This window comes from bacterium (genome assembly GCA_020444065.1).
Classification (GTDB): Bacteria; Sumerlaeota; Sumerlaeia; order SLMS01; family JAHLLQ01; genus JAHLLQ01.
The window spans coordinates 1-14,018 of the sequence record JAHLLQ010000007.1 but is presented as its reverse complement, the minus strand read 5'-3'; the positions used below and the strand labels follow the sequence as shown (position 1 = coordinate 14,018).

The window sequence follows — 14,018 nt, the reverse complement described above, 5'->3', positions numbered from 1 at the left end:
CCTTCTCCCATGGGTGCGGAGATGCTCCGCTTGAGTCGCAATCCCCCATGCGGAGAACACCATGACGAAACACGTTGGAATCCTGACCAGTGGGGGCGATTGTCCCGGGCTGAACGCTGCCATTCGAGGCATCGGCAAGGCCGGCCACGAGAAGTTCGGCATGCAGTTCACAGGATTCCGAGAGGGGTTTCGGGGGCTGGTTCATGACCGGACGATGGCGTTGGATATTCGTTTGCTGTCGGGAATTCTGACGGATGGCGGAACGATTCTGGGGACTTCGCGAGACAAGCCTCATCGAATGAATGTCGGCGGCCGGGTACAAGATATGACCGGCGCGATCATCGATACCTACAATAAGCACCACCTGGATTGCCTGGTATGTCTTGGCGGGGGAGGGACGCAAAAGAACGCGTTCCGCCTGCACAAGGCGGGTCTGAACGTGGTGACATTGCCCAAGACGATCGATAATGACGTGGGCGGAACGGACATTACGTTCGGGTTCGACACGGCGCTGGGGATCGCGACGGAGGCGATCGATCGGCTGCATTCCACGGCAACGAGCCACCACCGCATCATCGTGGTGGAGATCATGGGGCACCGCGCGGGGTGGTTGGCGCTGGGCGCCGGGATCGCCGGGGGAGCGGACGTGATCCTGATTCCGGAAATCCCGTACGACGTGAAGAAGGTGGCGGCGGCAATCCGCGGACGTACCCGCAGGGGCAAGCGATTCAGCATCGTGGCCGTGGCGGAGGGCGCTGTTTCAGTGAAGGACTCGCAGAAGATCGCGAAACTCGTCCGTGAGCGCGATGAGGCCGGGGACAAGGAGGCGCAGAAGGCTGCCTCGGAGAAGCTACAGAAGTTTCACGAACAGCACGTTCATCACACGATGAAGCTGACGAAGAAGCTGGAGGAGCTGACGGGGCAGGAGTCGCGGCTGACGATTCTGGGACATCTGCAGCGTGGGGGAACACCTTCGGCGGCGGACCGGATCCTGGCGACGCAGCTGGGTACGGCATGCGCCGAAGCGATCCACCGCGGGGAGTATGGAAACATGGTGGCGCTGCGGAACAACGAGACGGCGCTGATTCCTCTCGAAGAGGTGGCGGGGAACAAGAAACTGGTCCCTCCGGACCATCGCTGGGTGCAGTCGGCAAAGCTGGTGGGAACGACGTTCGGCGACTGAGTTTCGATGGTCGCGGGTTTCGATCGGCTGCGGGCGGCTCTGGGGTTCTCGACCTTTGACACTACTGCGCTTGACGTCGTGGGCGCGATCCGGTCCTCTGGCGCTTTGTGGCAGGATACGGTCCGCGCCCGGCGGTGAGTTGTGGCCGGCCGGGTCCTGAATCCCCCGGAAGGGGTCGGATTTCGATGTACTTCATGACGAATATTTCCTGGTGGCGGGATGGTCTCATGACCGGGTTCGGCTGGTGGCTGACGTGCGTTGTCATCTCGCTGGCTGCGTTGCCGCTTGTGATGCGTTTCTTCCGCGGACTTGCCGACCGCGGCGCCGGGATTGCGATGGGCGCGGGGATCGCGCTGACGGTGTTTGTCACATGGGCGCTCTCGATGCGGTGGTTCCTGAGCGACCCGCAGGCGTTCGTGTTCCGCGCGGCGATGCTGATGGCAGGGGTTGTGTTTGTGGGCATCGGCGGCTGGCGCGTGATGGTGGAGAAGCGGGCGCGCAAAGAGCGCGATCTGCTGGGGCTTGTTCGGCTGTACTGGCCTGCGGGATTGTTTGTATTTCTGGGACTGGTTCATCTGCCTCACTGGGGCGTGACGGCGTGGTTTGCCGTTTTGTTGATTGCGGTGTCGTCGGCGCTGGCCTGGGCAGGGGAGTACGGCCAGTTGAAGCGCCGCCTGCGGAACATTGCGATTCCGTTTCTAGCGGCGCAGTTGTGCTTTCTGTTCGCGTTTGTTTTCTTTCTGAATGTTCGGTCTTATATTCCTTATGCTACGTACGACACGGGAATGTCGGCGGCGGAGAAGTTCGGGAATTTTAATCATCTGAATTCGATCATGCAGTCATCGTCGATGCCGCCTTCGGACGCATGGTTCCTGGGCGAGCCGACGAATTACTATTATGGTGGGCACCTGACGGTTGCGACGCTGGCGAAGATGATCGGCATGCAGGGGCGGTACGCGTTCAACTTCGGATTGGCAACGGTGTTTGGGTTGAGCTTCGCGATGGGATTCGCGTTTGTGTTCAACCTGGTGCAGTTGTTTCCGAGGCGCAGCCGCGTGGGTCCGGTGTCATTGCCGCGCGGGATCGTGTGGGGATTGCTGGGCGCGTTTGCGATTGCATTCTTCGGCAATCTGGATGCGTGGCAACAATTGGCAACGCGCGATCCGCAGGCTGTCGCCGGAGCGGTGAGGGAGCGGCTGGAGGTCCCGCTGAAGATCGCCGTGTTGGAGGATAACGATCTCTGGACCGAAGAGAACATCTCCAAGGCGCAGGCAGCGGAAGAGAAAGCCAAAGCGGCCCTCGAGAAAGCGAAACAAGAGAAAGAAGAAGAAGGCCAAGAATCCGAGGACAAGACAGAGGAAGAAAAACCAAAGCCTGTCGTCGATGTGCGCGGCGAGGAGTTGGCTGTGATGGGCGGGATCGCGGATGCGATCTTCGCTGATCTCTCGCAACCGGAAAGAGATAAGCTTCGTGGGGAACGGGATCGCAGGTTGAAGGACATCTTGGCGTCTCCGGGATACCTGCGTTTCAGTCCGGAGAATCTTGCGAAGGTCGATTTCTGGCGATCGAGTCGTGCGATTAAGAGTTCGCCGCCAGGGCAGAAGAGTTCGGGGACGATTACGGAGTTTCCGTACTTCACTGCGATCCTGGGCGATTTGCATCCGCACCATATGGCAATTCCGTACAGTTTGCTGATTTTATGTTCGGTGCTTTCGTTGCTGCGCCGTTCGATGCGAATGGTTCGCACGGATCGGCGCTGGTTCGAGCGCGTCTGGCCAGACCTGATCGCGATGGGCGTGACAATCGGCATGGTGTTCCCGGTGAATATCTGGGACGCGGTGGTGATGTCGCCGTTGTTGCTGATCGCGCTGATTATCGCTTTGCGAAAAGTCAAATGCGGGATGGGTTGGCGATGGATCGGCTTCGCGGGAATGCTTGTCGTTCTGACGTTGGTCGCCGCGTTTGTCTATAATATGCAACACGGCGTTGTCGTGATGTTTGGCAAGCCGGAGTTCTGGCTGGGCGGAATTGTCGTGCTCTGGGTGGGAAGCTGGCTGAGCGCGGTTCTTGTGCAACGGTGGGAATTGCGAGCAGCGTGTGCTGCCGTTGCGGTGGTGTTATCGCTTGGATTTAACTTTGCGGGCGGTTACTTCGCGTCAGGACAGGATCTTGTCGTCACAACAACAGATTCGGCTGTGGCAAGCAAGAGCGTGGTCGAGGACCTCGAGTTGCCATCGGCGGGACTGGTGGCTCTTCGAGACTCGATTGCGTTCCTGATTCTGGCGGCGATTGCGGCGTGGTGGGCGTTGTATCGGCCGAGCCCGTTGAAGCGTTGGTGGATTACGGTCGGTTCGGCGTATGCCGTTTGTGGGTTTGTGGCGTTGTTTACGATTCTGCCGTTCAAATTGTATTTCCATTCGCCGCTGGTGCAGGAAAAGCAACTTCTCGTCAGCAAGCTGCCTCCGCGTTTGAGCCCGACATTGCTGCAGACGTCGGGCGATTTCTGGAAGGAGTTCTGGAGTCGTTCCCCCGTTAATCCGTTCCCACCGGAGTTGCGGACGGACTTGCGCGATTTCTTTGTCCACTGGGGTCTGTTCCTGATTCCGATTCTGGTCATGTGGCTGGCGTTTGGAATCAAGCAAACGCGGCGATGGACCCAGGGGCGCGGGTTTGCGTACTGGATGGTTTTTGTCGGACTGTTTGCATTTACGATTAACTACATGACGAAGTGGGCGGGGCCGCTGTCGATTTCATTGATGGCGACATCGATCATTCTGGCGGCGGCTCGGCATCGCAAAGCGGACGGCGCGGTGTGGGTGTTCCTGTCGATCGCGTTCTTCTATCAATGGTTTGTCGAGGTCTTGCACTTCGACGATACGTACTCGGGTTACCTGGAAAGATACAATACGCCATTTAAGATTTACTATCCGCTGTGGGCCATCATGGCGGGTGGGATGGTATTTGCCGTCAGTCGATTTGCGGAGATGTTCCGCCCGAGCGAACAGGAACAGCCGCGCGGATTGGTGCAGTCGCTGACGGACCCGGTGGTTTATGCTTACCTGGTTGGCGTCTTTATTGTCGTTCCATGGATGCTGAAGTTGGCGGGACTGCGGGGGCTGCTGGATCCGTGGTTCGCATTGGTCCTGGCGATTCTGTTGATTCTTCTGGTCGTCACGCTGGTTATTCCGTTCGCAGTTGGGCTGCCGATTCTCGGAAACGTCCCGAAAACGATGAATACGATCCGCACGTGGGCGCTGATGTCGCCGGCGGCGGTGCTGGCGGTCGCGCTGTTCCTGGTCGGCATGTTGTATCCGTACTCGTCGACGGCGTTGAGGACGCGGAGTCTGTTTATTGAACCGCTACCGAGCTACTATGAAAAGAAGCCAAACACTTACAAAGTTCGCACGCTGGATGCGATCGCGTACATGGATGAAATGCCCGGCATGAAGGGCGACGCCGAGGCAATTGATTGGATACTGGAAAATATGGAGCCGCAGGCCCGCATTCTGGAGGCGCCGGGCTCGGAAGCCTATCGCGCGAATGGCCGATTCGCATCGAACACCGGCCGGCCGACGATGGTTGGTTGGACGCATCATGAGATGCAGTGGCGCGGATGGGGCAAGCCGGTTGAGAGCAAGTTGGCTTGGCGTTTTGCCCAGCGGTTCACGCTTGCCCAATTGAAGATTCACGAGATTGGAACGCAGCTGTTCTCGGCCAACGAGAAGGATCAGATTGCGAAACTGAAGTTGCTGGCGACGGCGCCGAAAAAGAATCTGGCAGCGCGAATTGACGAGACGTTCCCGGACATGTCCAAGGATCGGAAGGAGCGACTGGCGGAGGCTCTGCGGGATCCGAAGGCGGGGGCGATTTCTTCGATGGATCTGATCGAGAAGGTGAAGGCCGACGCGGAGGAAATGTACAACGCGGCGACGCTCGATCAAGTCCGCGAGTTGTTCGAGTTTTACAACATCGACTATGTGATTGTCGGGAGCATTGAGAAACAGCGCTACGCCGGTCCGGGACTCGAGAAGTTCAAGGACTGGGAGAAGGTGTTCTCGAGCGTTGAAGGAGAGGATGTCCCGGAGGATCAAGGGACAGTGATCTACCGCGTGCCGGATTCCTTCAAGGGCGGAGAGGAGGTTGAGCGATGAGCCGGAAGAAGAATAAGAACCAGCATCCTCAGGACTCCGAACCGGAGAAGATGGAGCAGCAGGAAGTTATGGACGAGCTGCGAGAAGAACCGGAAGCGCCGGAAGAGACGAGCGAGCCGCTTGCCGAAGTGGACGCGGATGCGCCCGAGGAGGCGGAGGTGGAATCCGAGCTGCCGGCGCAGGAAGAACCTCCTGTGCAGGAGCCTCCAGCGGACGAGCCTGTCGTGGCGGCGTGTCCGGTGGAACCGCGAGGCTGGTGGACGCCGTGGCGGGTGGCGCTGTTTGCGACGTTGGTCGTGATGTGTTTCTTCACGCGATTCTATGATCTGGGCGACAAGCCCATCATGCACGACGAATCGCTGTTTGTGTATTATACGGAGTATCAGCTTCACCGCGAGTTCAACTACACGTACCTGCCAATCCTGCACGGGCCGGCGATGTTGCACTTGCAGAATCTGGTCTTTCATATTTTCGGCGTCAGCGACTACACGATGCGAATCGGCGTCGGCGCATTGGGATTCTTTGGCTTCTTCTTTATCTGGGGGATGAGGCGTTGGCTCGGTGAAATCGGAACGTGGGTGGCGCTGGCGTTCTATACGATTTCGCCAATGATGATGTTCTATCAACGGTTCTATCGAAACGATGCGCTATTCCTCTTCAGTACGTTGTGGATTGTGTGTTCGGCGCTTTGGTGGTGGCGAACGCGGAGGCCGGGTTGGGCGGCGAGCCTGATCCTGGCGGTTGTGGTGTTGTTCTGTAACAAGGAAAGCAGCGTCTTTGTGTATTTCACGGGCGTGACATTCTTTGCGATGCTGGTGGTGCACGACCTTGCTGCGCGCCTTCTTAATGGCAAGGATCCTTCGCCGAATGAGGCGGACACGCCACCGGCGGAGACTCCTCGTTTCCCACCGGTTGCTGTGGCAGGGTTGGTGCTGATCGCATTTGTGATACTGACGCTGACGCAGGTCCTAGAGGGAATGCACTTCGATGCCGATGTGATTCAGGCAATCGGACATGACTTCCCACTAAACAAGATTCGTTCGATCCCGATGGCGCTGAGTTGGATGGGGCAAATCGAGGACAAGGATGGGCTTCTTGCGAGACCCATATTCTGGCGCTTCTTCTACATCGCCCTGATCGTCGGTTCATTTGTCGGAATGTGGGTTGTGAAACAGATCGTCGAGCGGCGGATTGGGCATCGGCAGTTCCTGACGACGTTCTGGTCGAACATCAACAAGAGCCAGTTCTTCATCTACGGTGCGTTGTTGGCCGGGCTGGCGTTCTACCTGGCGATGTTCACGACGTTCTTCAAGCACCCCGATGGGCCGTTCAACATCTATCATCGGACGCTGGGGTACTGGGTGGGGCAGAATGAATGGCATCGCATCCGTGGGCCGTTCCACATGCATGGTGTGAATTTGTTGGTGTACGAATTGCCGGCGGTGCTGACGCTATTTGCCGGCTGGATGATTGCGGTGAAGCGGATTCACTGGTCGCGTGTGACGCCGGTGGGAATCCTGCTGGCGGCGATTGCGATGGCGGGGTTCCACGCTCTTGTGTTCCACAGCTCAGGGGCGTCGTGGAACGAGGGGGGAATCGAACAATTCGTTCTTGTTCCGTATTTCAAGAATCTTGCGATGTGGGGCGGAATTCTGGCGATTGGGCTGATCGCGAAGCCGGATCTTGGGAAGTACCTGTATCCGCTGGCGATCATCGTGTTTGTTCTGTATTCCGCCGTGTACTTCAATTCTGCGGAGTGGTCCGGGTACCTCACTCATAACCTGAATAAGATCGAGAAGGTCGAAGTCGATGGGCGGGCCGGTTTGCAGAAGATCGCGGGCGAGCCTGTGAAAGACGCGAAGGATTCGCTCGTTTCGGGTCAGAAGCATCTGGACGATCTGCTGAGTCTGACGAGTGGCATGCACTTGTTCATCATCGCGTTCCTGGTGATCGTGGGGACGGTGTTGACGTGGCATGCGATTGATAAGGGCGAGAAGTTCCATGGCTTCCTGATCTGGTGGGCCATTACGGCGTTCGGTGCGGCGAGTTACGCGCGCGAGAAGGTGCCGTGGGTTGGGATTCACGCGGCGATTCCGCTGATCATCCTGATGGGCAGTTACGCGCAGAAGATCTGGGCGGACAAGAAGTGGCGGCGGTTCGCTCCGGCGTTGCTGGCATTGGTGGCAATCGCGTTTGCGTGGAATGCGAAGGCGGCGATTAATCTGAGCTTCCGGAATAACTGGGACGTGCGCGAGAAGATGGTCTATGGTCACACGACGGACGATCTGAAGCATCACTGCGAACTTGTGACGCGTTACCAGGAGGTTGCGAGCGTCCGAACGACGCGGATCGGAAACGGTCCGGAGTGGATTTCGAGTTACAACGAGAAGATCAAAGAGAAGGACGTCAAGGTTCTGGTTAAGGGCGCGACGATCTGGCCGGTTCGGTGGTATCTGCGGGATGTGGATTGGACCGAATGGGTGGATGTGAATAAAGCGATCGAAGAGAAGTGGCCGTTCATCATTCTTGACGTCGACATGCAATCGAAGTATCCCAAGCTTGAGCAGGAATACGACATTTATCGTGGCCGCTCGCGGATGTTCTGGACGCCGAAAACGCTGGATTGGGATCGTTTAGACGACATCTGGAAGTTGTGGATTCCTGGGCACTACCTGGATCAATCTCCCCAGGCCGGACCGGCGTACGATGCAAAACAGGAATGGAAAAAGCTATTCGGTTACTTGCTGCACCGGCGCACGTTCGAGCGTGCCAATTCGCCGTGGCCCGATATCTCGTCGGTCGATTATGTCTTCTGCGTTCGTAAGGATATCGGAGCCTTCTGACCCATCGAAAGGGGTGTCTGATCATGTCGGATCAAACCGGTAAGTTCTTGGAGAATCGCACCGTACTGGTGACGGGCGGCGGAACGGGGATCGGACGGGCTATTGCCATTGCGATGGCGGCGAAGGGCGGCCGCGTCCTGGTGACAGGGCGGCGGGCGGAGTATCTGGAGGAAACGGTCCGGATGATCCGCGAGGATGGCGGCGAGGCGAAGTCTTGCGTGGCGGACGTGTCGATTGAATCGGATGCGCAACGCGTGATGCAGTTCATCGGCACGTCGTGGAGCGGCGGGCTGGATGTGCTGGTGAACAACGCGGGCATCTTCCGTCGCGGCCGTATCGTCGATACGTCGAACGAAGATTTTGACATTATGTTCGGTGTGAACGTTCGCGGGATTTTCATCGTGACGAAAGCAGCGATCGAGTTTCTGAAGAAGAGCGAACGCGGCACGATCATCAACATTTCGTCCGTTGCCGGTTCGCGTGCCGACATGGATATGGGTATCTATGAAGCGACGAAGGCCGCGGTGAATACAATGACGCGGGTGCTGGCGAAGGAGCTGGCGGATATCGGCGTTCGTGTGAACGCGATCGCGCCGGGTCCGACGGACACGCCGTCGCTCTATCACGGCACCAAGGATCCGGAAGAGCGCGAGCAGACGCGGAACGCGATGTCGTCGATGGTTCCTTTCGGTCGCCTTGCTTCGCCGGAGGAAGTGGCGCGACTGGCGGTGTTCCTGGCATCGCCGGAAGCGGATTTCATCAGCGGCTCGATCACAAACATCGATGGCGGGATGGGTTACTGAGCCACACCTTCGAGGTCGAGCACGAGACGACCGCTGTGAGATCTTGAGAGGCGCCGTGCCCCCCCCCCCACGAGCCCGGGTGGAAACCCAAAATGGTAGAGTCTCCCGGCCAGATGGAACTGACGTTCGGTGAATAGAGTTTCCTGTTCCCGAATTTCCCTATGAGCTTCACATAGAAGAAAGCGACTGTCCCCAGTTCCCATTGGAAAGAGCTCATGTACCGGAAGAGGCTAATGGATGAAAGGGGATTCACTTTGCCCAAAGATGGTGCGGTCTCGATTCCACCCCCGTGAGGCAGTGAAATGTCATGTGAATTGCTGAGCGAGATGTCGCCGGCCCTGGACGCTTTCGTAGACAAGCAACGAATGCGTATTACCTTTGCGCAGCGCTATGATTCCTTTGGGAACATAGTGGTCGTTGCGAGCGCTGTGGACTTCGATCTTCGAGTCTGCCGCGATCGAGGCTCTGTGGGTATTGATGTCAGTCCCTCTAATCAGAATGATTGGCATCTTCTCGATAGAGCCCTCGAGTTTCTAGGCATCGATGTGAAAGAGGAGGAAGATACAGATGAGCTTGTCAAGGCGCTGTCAGCGAATCTGGAGAAGATCATCGGACTCATGAAAAGCGACCTCAAGGAGATTGGCTTCATCGAGTTCGAGAGAGAGGCCGTGAAGCGGTGTTTTCCGGTACTCTTTGAGGCATTGGAATTGCGTGAGAAAATCACTGGCGAAGAGATCTGAGACGCATGATGGCCTACCAGGGAGCAGGTCACTCTCTTTTGCCGCGGACATCGGCCGCGATATCTTTCATCGGTGTGTACCTTTCGAGGACATCCCATCATGGCCTGACTTGCTCGGATCGTTTTGCCCGGCGTTCCGCATCACGTGGATGTCGGGGCACCCGCCTTCGCCCCCCACAAGCGCGGGCTGAAGCCGAGAGAGGAGGAGTCCCCCGGCCAGATTGAGATGACGTTCGATGAATAGAGTATTCTGTCCCCGAATTCCTTCGCCCACGTCGAATCAACGGCCGGCTTCGGAGTTGGATTTGCTGCTTTCGCCGACCAGCCCGTTCCCCGGCGAGACCGAAGACTGGGCTGGCTGGCTGGCGGGCATCCCGTCGGAGGACGCGGAGGAGCTTCGCCGCCACACACGCACGGGCCGTCCGCTGGGCGACGAGGGCTTCGTCCGGCGGCTGGAGCGCCTGCTGGGCCGATCGCTGGCCCCCAAGAAACCGGGCCGGCCAAGAAAGAAACCAGTCGAGAGGGAATAGAAACAACAGGTGGCTGTCCCCGGTTTTCCCCGGTTTTCCATACGGCGCGGAGCGCAACGTTGTAGTAAAGATCACGGAGTTTTGAGCATGACCTACTCGATTCATATCATAACAGATTTCATGGGTCTACAACTTCTGGAAGTCTGGAGCAGACTGCAGGACAATCTGTCGAATCGACTCGATGAACATGCCGTAGTCAGACTGGAAGGAAGAAAGGTGGCTTTGAATAGGGTCACATCGAGGCTGGAGAAGTGGAATAAATCACACTTCGATTTAAGTGTCGATGAGGGGGAGATTAGTTACAGCCATGTTTGGAATCGCGCACATTCCTTCATTGAGATGGAAGGACTTGTTGGCACACCAGCGGATGCGGAATCTTGGGTCAGTCCATTCTTTGATTCGCCCACATTTATGCAGTCATGGGTTTACGATTCTGTCTACAGTTACTGGCAGAACGCATTCGATCCACTTCAGTATACATCCGAGGGAAGGAATTTTGATGACCTTCCGATGAAGTCGAATGGCCTTCCCTTTCCTCTCGAACAGCGGATAATTGATACATCAAACAATCCTGGAAGACGGGTAATCAGGAACGGATATGTAGAGGCAGTCGGTGGGACTATGTGGATCGGTCCCATGTTCATGGAAAAAGTGGGACTCTCAATCGATGCTTTGCGGGAGGCATCTTGGCTGAATCTTGAGGAACTACCGAACGGTATCCTAAAGATCTCGACTCCCTACAGTGTATTCGATTCTGATGAAGGAGAACAAAGGAGAGTGCAGGAAGATCTGCGAGATATCCTCTACGGCAATGCTGCCAAGAATAATGCATGACCCTTGGTCCAGACCCGCAAAGGAAGATCTGATCTGAACATTCCCCAAGAACCGGCTACCCCTTGGCCGGGCGGCAAGAGCTCCCTTCAACGGGGCTTACCGCAGAACGAACTCGATATTCGAGAAGGCCTCGATGCCTCGATGCTACTCTCTTGATTCGGACATCGGCCGGGGCGTGTTCTTTCTGCACGTGGAGGTGATTTAGGGGCATCCTATCATAGCGCGGATTGCTAGCATTGTCTTGCCAGAAGTTAGCATCGCGTACCTTATCGCGGCAATCGCTGTCAGCCGATCTCCACAATGAGAATCGGCAGTACAGAATGATCTGGGGAGAGCGCGAAAGCAGAGCAAGACCGAATTCGGCGTCCTCTCCAGCAACAGACGTAGGAAGAGCGATCAACTCCGTGAAGGCATCGGGAATATGGGAAGGTATCTGGAGAAGCTGTTGGAAATAGCCTCAGAGCCAGTCTCTCCCTGCCAGCATTCCGCACTTGGCTCCCTGCCCGCACCCCTTCAAGAGCTTTATAAGAGGCGCAATGGCATGTTTGCTCTGGAGTCGGCTTTATTGATCCGGCCATACGGATCCAACTCCTCAGCAAGAGGCTTGGAGCAATGGAATGCTATGGATTCCTGGAAAAATGTGTATGGGGCTCCGATATCGGAAACCTGCTTTTTCGGCGAAGATATCATTGGCGGACAGTTTGGAGTCTGTGATGGCGTATTTCTGCGTTTAGACCCCGAAATTGGTGAGCATGAGCAGATGGGCAGTTCAATTGAGGAATGGGCCCGCGCAGTTCTGGATGATTTCTGCTATTGGACAAGCTATCCAACAGCTCGCGACTGGCAGCAGGCATTTGGGCCACTTCAGAGAGGAGTGCGATTGGTACCCAAACAACTGCTCTGCCTCGGTGGGAATTTGGAATTGGACAATCTCCAAGAGATGGATGAGCGTCGCATGATGGCAAGATACGGATTCTATGCAGCCCGTCTTCGAGGAACGGCGGAGGGAGCCGAGGTCTATTTTTCGGATGAAGATATCGAAGCTCTCCAAAGGCAGCTTGATCAGTTGGGCTGAGAGCGATGAGCAAAGATGCTACTTCTGCTCAGAATGCCATTTGCAGATGCTTGGCCCAATCGATTGCGGCATCCACTCTAGATTGAGGAGTAACGCATGGGAAGCCAAGCTACATTTGTCTGGTCAGAGAATGGCCTACGTTCATTTGAGCAGTATCTTCTCAAGTGGAATGATCTGATGATCTTGCCTTTCAGATTCCAGGCCGGTCAGATCGAGATGCTCCCGCATCTTGAAGAAGCCCACTACATCACTCGAAGTAGATTTAGCGATACTCTCAGCTTCAAATACTGCGAGCCTCAGAAGTGTTTCTTTCTGGAGTACGGGCCATTCTCACCTGCGGAGGTGATGGAGGTGAAAGGATGTTATCATACGCCTTCGCTGAAGAGGGCCTGTCCGGGTACGTCGCATTGCAGATCCGTCTGGATGTGCTCCTTTCGGCGCAGTCATAGCCCCCGCACCCACAGACATTATCGGTCGACACATCGGTATGAAGTCGGCATCCTGGTGGCGAGAGAAGCGGGGGAGTTGTCTTGAGCCAAGAACAGAACGACACGCCAAGCGAAACAGAAGGAGCGTTGCGGCCCTCGCGGCTGCCGCGGGTTGCTGTGATTGCGACGTGCATGCTCTTGGTCATCGCGGCGGGCGTAGTCTCGTACTGGTTCGTTCGTATGAACCACCCGCAGCCACATAGCTACATTCTGGAGAATTCTTCGCGAGAGAACCGCGAAGCATTGATCTCGGATCTGACCAAGCAGTTGGAGGCTATGAAGTCTGACCCGAATTGGGAAAAGAACTGGAGTGCGGCCAATGACGCCGATTCTCTGTGGCCGAGGGAGCGTGTGCTGACAGTTCTCGCGATTCAGGAGTTCGCCCTGGACCATGGTCGGCTGCCGGACTCGATTCGGGAACTGGAGGAATCGGGGAAACTGACGCCGGACGAAGTGAGCACGCTGCAGCTGCGAAGGACAGGGACGCATTGGCTTCTTGAAAGCACGGCAGGCCACATGGCGGCGGAGGGGAATTAGGAGAGCTTCGTCAGGCTGGCTTCCAGCACCAAGTGCCTGAGGTGTGGCGCAGAACAGATCCCATCGAGCAGCGATCCCTGGAGATCGGAGTTCGAACGATGAAAGACACACAACCGGGGAAGACATCCTCAAAGGCCTCGCTCGCCGAGTGCGCATTCTGTGGCTTCTACTTCTGCTCGGCCTTCTTGCCCCCCATAGAGCCGCCGGGAACGTATGATTGTGTAGTACTTTTAAGCGGAATTCTTATCACCGTGGCGGCTCTCATTCGATTCCATTGCTTGCGCAGGTACTGGTTTCTGATCCCCCTCAATCTCGTGTACCTAATCTGGCTCCTCGCGATGGTGCGGATTCCGGTGTTGAGCGACATCTATGGAGTTCGATCATTCTGAGGAAATCAAGTGACGGGAAATCAAGGGACAGCCACCTGTTTTTCTCCCCGCAATTCCCTTTCGCCTTGCTCCTCGCTACAATCGGGCGCTTCCTGAATTCACTATGGCTCGAATGGCACGCGCAATTGCCGTCGGATTTCCGTACCACCTGACGCATCGAGGCAACCGGCGCGATCCGGTGTTCTTTCGCCAGGCGGATCGAACCGAATACCTGCGCATTCTCGGCGAGCGCGCCGAGCGTGAAGGCCTCGACGTGTGGGCATCACGCACGGGCCGTCCGCTGGGCGACGGGGGCTTCGTCCGGTGGCTGGAGCGCCTGCTGGGCCGATCGCTGGCCCCCAAGAAACCGGGCCGGCCAAGAAAGAATCCAGTCGAGAGGGAATAGAAAAAACGTATCCGTCCTACGAACTGCATCTGGACGCGCGGTTGTTTTTGATGCATGCTCT

The 14,018-nt window shown here is 56.7% G+C and carries 10 protein-coding genes; all 10 read left to right on the top strand.

Annotated features, from left to right (window positions below; genetic code table 11):
* Positions 1–61 precede the first annotated feature (61 nt).
* The 10 genes from KQI84_15875 to KQI84_15830 all read left to right on the top strand — a co-directional run bounded on the left by KQI84_15875 (position 62) and on the right by KQI84_15830 (position 13,957).
* A complete protein-coding gene (locus tag KQI84_15875) occupies positions 62–1,183 on the top strand; it encodes a 6-phosphofructokinase (protein MCB2156352.1) in 1,122 nt (373 codons plus the stop codon).
* A gap of 194 nt (positions 1,184–1,377) precedes the next feature.
* On the top strand, positions 1,378–5,334 hold the full coding sequence (locus KQI84_15870; GenBank protein MCB2156351.1) for a hypothetical protein: 3,957 nt from the start codon (positions 1,378–1,380) through the stop codon (positions 5,332–5,334).
* Positions 5,331–8,177 carry a glycosyltransferase family 39 protein gene (locus tag KQI84_15865; GenBank protein ID MCB2156350.1) on the top strand — a complete coding sequence of 949 codons (2,847 nt, stop codon included), beginning with the start codon at positions 5,331–5,333 and terminating at the stop codon, positions 8,175–8,177. The genes KQI84_15870 and KQI84_15865 overlap by 4 nt, the downstream gene beginning before the upstream one ends.
* A gap of 23 nt (positions 8,178–8,200) precedes the next feature.
* Positions 8,201–8,980 carry an SDR family oxidoreductase gene (locus KQI84_15860; GenBank protein ID MCB2156349.1) on the top strand — a complete coding sequence of 260 codons (780 nt, stop codon included), beginning with the start codon at positions 8,201–8,203 and terminating at the stop codon, positions 8,978–8,980.
* A gap of 326 nt (positions 8,981–9,306) precedes the next feature.
* A complete protein-coding gene (locus KQI84_15855; GenBank protein MCB2156348.1) occupies positions 9,307–9,720 on the top strand; it encodes a hypothetical protein in 414 nt (137 codons plus the stop codon).
* Between the two features lie 235 nt (positions 9,721–9,955).
* Positions 9,956–10,249, top strand: a complete 294-nt coding sequence (locus tag KQI84_15850) for a hypothetical protein (protein ID MCB2156347.1) — start codon at positions 9,956–9,958, stop codon at positions 10,247–10,249.
* Positions 10,250–10,336: 87 nt separating this feature from the next.
* Positions 10,337–11,083, top strand: coding sequence for a hypothetical protein (locus tag KQI84_15845; GenBank protein ID MCB2156346.1), 747 nt, complete (start codon positions 10,337–10,339; stop codon positions 11,081–11,083).
* A 541-nt stretch (positions 11,084–11,624) separates the two neighbouring features.
* Entirely contained in the window at positions 11,625–12,158 is a 534-nt protein-coding gene (locus tag KQI84_15840) for a hypothetical protein (protein MCB2156345.1), read from the top strand.
* A gap of 530 nt (positions 12,159–12,688) precedes the next feature.
* Positions 12,689–13,183, top strand: a complete 495-nt coding sequence (locus tag KQI84_15835; GenBank protein ID MCB2156344.1) for a hypothetical protein — start codon at positions 12,689–12,691, stop codon at positions 13,181–13,183.
* A gap of 492 nt (positions 13,184–13,675) precedes the next feature.
* Positions 13,676–13,957, top strand: coding sequence for a hypothetical protein (locus tag KQI84_15830; GenBank protein ID MCB2156343.1), 282 nt, complete (start codon positions 13,676–13,678; stop codon positions 13,955–13,957).
* The last annotated feature ends 61 nt before the right edge of the window (positions 13,958–14,018 follow it).

What these genes read in the sequence shown, in the direction of transcription:
- KQI84_15875 (MCB2156352.1), top strand. Translation starts at nt 62, where the DNA reads ATGACGAAACACGTTGGAATCCTGACCAGTGGGGGCGATTGTCCCGGG.
- KQI84_15840 (MCB2156345.1), top strand. Translation starts at nt 11,625, where the DNA reads ATGTTTGCTCTGGAGTCGGCTTTATTGATCCGGCCATACGGATCCAAC.
- KQI84_15850 (MCB2156347.1), top strand. Translation starts at nt 9,956, where the DNA reads ATGAATAGAGTATTCTGTCCCCGAATTCCTTCGCCCACGTCGAATCAA.
- KQI84_15855 (MCB2156348.1), top strand. Translation starts at nt 9,307, where the DNA reads ATGTCGCCGGCCCTGGACGCTTTCGTAGACAAGCAACGAATGCGTATT.
- KQI84_15845 (MCB2156346.1), top strand. Translation starts at nt 10,337, where the DNA reads ATGACCTACTCGATTCATATCATAACAGATTTCATGGGTCTACAACTT.
- KQI84_15870 (MCB2156351.1), top strand. Translation starts at nt 1,378, where the DNA reads ATGACGAATATTTCCTGGTGGCGGGATGGTCTCATGACCGGGTTCGGC.
- KQI84_15860 (MCB2156349.1), top strand. Translation starts at nt 8,201, where the DNA reads ATGTCGGATCAAACCGGTAAGTTCTTGGAGAATCGCACCGTACTGGTG.
- KQI84_15865 (MCB2156350.1), top strand. Translation starts at nt 5,331, where the DNA reads ATGAGCCGGAAGAAGAATAAGAACCAGCATCCTCAGGACTCCGAACCG.
- KQI84_15830 (MCB2156343.1), top strand. Translation starts at nt 13,676, where the DNA reads ATGGCTCGAATGGCACGCGCAATTGCCGTCGGATTTCCGTACCACCTG.